Raw genomic sequence first — 3,591 nt, 5'->3', positions numbered from 1 at the left:
GAAAAATGTCGTAGACTAGCCATAGGTTATTGCGTAGCAATCTTGCCATAATTTTTAATTATTAGGATGAATTTTTATTGCAAGGTAAGGATTTGCAGCAATGAGCAATCCTACGAAAACAAAAAAGAAAAAACATAATAATTAGTTGAATGATTATGAAATAGTTATTATAAAAATTTATTCCTATTTTCAGAAGGATTTATTATTACATTTTTATTTTTTCTATAATTCGCATTTTATTTAAGTTTCTCAATTTCATTTTAAAAAGTTTGACATAAAAGCAAAGGGGATTCGCTATTTTAAAAATCCCCTTATTTTTTACTAATTTCTTCAATAAATAATTTCAAATGCTAATCCAAATCTTCTCCATTACTTGCAATAACTTTTTTATACCAGTCAAATGATTTTTTCTTGCTTCTCTTCAATGTCCCATTTCCATCGTTATCTCTATCTACATAAATAAATCCGTAACGTTTTTTCATTTCTCCTGTTCCCGCACTCACTAAGTCGATAGGCCCCCAAGTTGTATACCCTAGAAGTTCTACTCCATCCAGTTCAACCGCTTCCTTCATTGCCTTTATATGATTTCTCAAATAGTCAATTCTATAATCATCTTCCACATATCCATCTGCATCTGGAACATCCACAGCTCCAAGCCCGTTTTCCACAACAAACAACGGTTTTTGGTATCTGTCATAAATTTCATTTATTGTAGTTCTAAATCCTAACGGATCTAATCCCCATCCCCAGTCTGTCACTTCAATATATGGATTTCTCATTGTTTTTAGTAAGTTTCCTTCTCCAAGTCTATCAGCTTCAGCAGAGATACAACGAGTTGTATAGTAAGAAAAACTAACAAAATCAACTGGATTTTCTCTCAAAACTTGCTCATCTTCATCTGTAATTCCAATGTTTATATTTTCTCTTTCAAAAAATTTCTTAGCATAATTAGGATAATATCCACGAGCCTGCACATCTATGAAAAAATAATTTTCTCTGTCTTTTTCAAGTGCAGTCCACACATCTTCAGGCTTTGAAGTAAGTGGATAAAATTTCCCAGCCGCAAGCATACATCCAATTTTGTTTTCAGGATCAATTTCATGTCCAATTTTTGTAGCCCAAGCACTTGCCACCAATTCGTTGTGTGCTGCAGTATACAAAACTTGATTTTTATTTTCCCCTTCTTCAAAAACGATTCCTGCTCCCATAAACGGTGCATGTAACAATATATTAATTTCGTTAAATGTAAGCCAATATTTTACAAGTCCTTTATATCTAGTGAAAATTACAGTACACAATCTTTTGTAAAAATCAATAACTTTTCTGTTTCTCCATCCTTCATATTCCTTGATTAAATGAATAGGAAAATCAAAGTGTGTTATTGTAACTAATGGTTCAATACCGTATTTTCTACATTCCTTAAATACATTTTCATAAAATTCAAGCCCTTTTTCATTCGGAGTTTCTTCATCTCCATTTGGGAAAATACGAGTCCATGCTATCGACATTCTATAAGTCTTAAATCCCATTTCTGCAAATAATGCAATATCTTCCTTGTATCTATGATAAAAATCAATCGCTTCTTTAGCAGGATAAAAATGCTCATCGTCAAATTCCAGCATTTTTCTCTCCCCAGTAATTACAGCAAGCCTGTCTTCCCCAACTGGCGACAAATCTACATTGGCAAGCCCTCTTCCATCCACATTATAAGCCCCTTCAAGCTGATTCGCAGCAGTAGCTCCACCCCACAAAAAGTCTTTTCTAAATCCCATTTCTACCTCCTTCTAAAAAACTTTTGTATTTAATAATTTTATTTACATCAAAAATATAACAATAAAACCCCACAAAAACAAGAATATTTCTTATTTTTTTATTTTCCCTTTTCATTTTTCATAATTTTTTTCCTTCTCAAGTTTACTAATAAGTATCCTTTATTTTTTTATTAAACAATATTTTTCTTTGGCGAAATATTAACAATCTGAAAATAAAAAAGGCAAAACCAAAGGTGGAAAACGTTTATTCGAAGCATTTCCCGCCGTTTCAGTTTTGTCTAATCCAAATAGTAATAACCTTAATTTATAATTTTACATATTCTTTACATAAATATTATACCCCAACTTTTGCATTTGTCAATAGCAGTTTATTTTGTTTTTCCATTTGAAAAATTATTCTGCGTAATCAAAGTCTTCTATTATTTTTTCCAGATTTTTCATAGTAAAATTTTTCCTCAAATGTTCCAATTTTCTCTTCAGTTCTTTTTCTTTCTCAAATATTCCAAGTTTGCTCTCATACTCATCCAGTTTTTGAACTCCCTTTTTTATATTGTCAAAAACTGCCTGTCTTGTCACTCCATACTGTTCAGCGATTTCTGAAAGAGAACTGTTCTCTTCTAGATAAAGTTCCAGATACTGCTTTTTCTTTTTTGGAAAAAGTTCGCCATAATAAGAAAATAGCACAGAATATTTCAAAAAATCTTCCAATTTATCCATAATTTATTCAACTCCATTTTTTATAATTTATCCTGCCCAGCCTTGAATCACTAATTCTTTAATTTTCTTACAGCTTTATTTTTCCAGACATACTGTTCCATTTTATTTTTATCAATCTCTTTCTTTACAATTTCTATTTTTTCCAAAATATTTTTATAATTTTCATTTTCAATTCCTAAAATTTTCTTAGAAATTTTTTCATATCTTTCTAGCAGTCCTAAAGTTTTTTTATAGCTTTTATTTTCCAAATAGACGTTTATCAAGTTATTCAAAATATTTAAATATAGATTGCTATTTTCTCCAACTTGATTTTGTAATATTTCTAAAGCTTTTTCCATTGTATTTCCAGCCAATTTCTTTTCATCAAGCTTTATGTAGGATTTTACCATATTGCTTAATATAATTGCTTCCTGAATTTCACCATTCTCTAAACCTTGTAATATTTCCAAACTTTTTTTCTGCCATTTTATTGAATCCTGATACTGTTCACACTCTTCATAAAAAATCCCTAAATTATTACATATCCCTGAAAATACATATCCATTCCTAAAATTATTTTTTTTATAAATTTTTATAGCCTTATGATATTTTTCCTCAACTTTTTCATACTTTTTCATAACTCTATAAACTTCAGCAATATTAGCATTACAAGTTACAAAAGCAAGACTATTTTCTCCATAATTCTTTAAAATAATTTTTTCAGCCTTTGTTAAAAGCCTTATAGATTCTTCAAATTTTTCGACATATTTTAACGCATTTCCTAGTTCTGTCAGAATCTTCGCATTCTCTTCACTTTCCTGTCCAAAAACTCTCTTAAACAATACTCTTAATTCTCTTAAAACATTAATTTCTTTTTCAATTTCGCCATTATTTAAATATTCTTCTCTTTTTGCCAGCAATTCTTTTATTCTAGCCTCTTTTATTTCCTTTTCTCTCCCAGTCATCTACAAGTTTCCTTTTTTTAAAATTTTATTTTCTAATTTCAATGCTATTATTTATTTATAATACCATAAATTCTGTAATAAATCTAATTTTTTTCAAGAATACTATAGTAAAACTAGTTTAAAACAGAACTCAAAAATTATGACTATTTTACTCAAAC

The 3,591-nt window shown here is 29.3% G+C and carries 3 protein-coding genes; all 3 read right to left on the bottom strand.

The window, feature by feature from the left end; all coding sequences use genetic code 11:
• Window positions 1–350: 350 nt before the first annotated feature.
• The gene (locus tag Q0370_RS08460; protein WP_299574595.1) at window positions 351–1,772 is read right to left on the bottom strand and encodes a 6-phospho-beta-glucosidase; all 1,422 of its coding nucleotides are present in this window, start codon (window positions 1,770–1,772) and stop codon (window positions 351–353) included.
• Window positions 1,773–2,165: 393 nt separating this feature from the next.
• Window positions 2,166–2,489 carry a YlxM family DNA-binding protein gene (gene ylxM / locus Q0370_RS08455; protein WP_299574593.1) on the bottom strand — a complete coding sequence of 108 codons (324 nt, stop codon included), beginning with the start codon at window positions 2,487–2,489 and terminating at the stop codon, window positions 2,166–2,168.
• Between the two features lie 50 nt (window positions 2,490–2,539).
• The gene (locus Q0370_RS08450; RefSeq protein WP_299574590.1) at window positions 2,540–3,433 is read right to left on the bottom strand and encodes a tetratricopeptide repeat protein; all 894 of its coding nucleotides are present in this window, start codon (window positions 3,431–3,433) and stop codon (window positions 2,540–2,542) included.
• Window positions 3,434–3,591 lie beyond the last annotated feature (158 nt).

The sequence above is a fragment of the uncultured Leptotrichia sp. genome (genome assembly GCF_938036635.1).
In the GTDB taxonomy this organism is placed as follows: domain Bacteria; phylum Fusobacteriota; class Fusobacteriia; order Fusobacteriales; family Leptotrichiaceae; genus Leptotrichia; species Leptotrichia hongkongensis.
The sequence above is the reverse complement of the archived record's forward strand: the minus strand, read 5'-3'. Positions and strand labels throughout refer to the sequence as shown.

Excerpts from the sequence above, each read along its gene's own strand:
- Q0370_RS08460 (WP_299574595.1), bottom strand. The coding sequence starts at position 1,772 with ATGGGATTTAGAAAAGACTTTTTGTGGGGTGGAGCTACTGCTGCGAAT.
- ylxM (WP_299574593.1), bottom strand. The coding sequence starts at position 2,489 with ATGGATAAATTGGAAGATTTTTTGAAATATTCTGTGCTATTTTCTTAT.
- Q0370_RS08450 (WP_299574590.1), bottom strand. The coding sequence starts at position 3,433 with ATGACTGGGAGAGAAAAGGAAATAAAAGAGGCTAGAATAAAAGAATTG.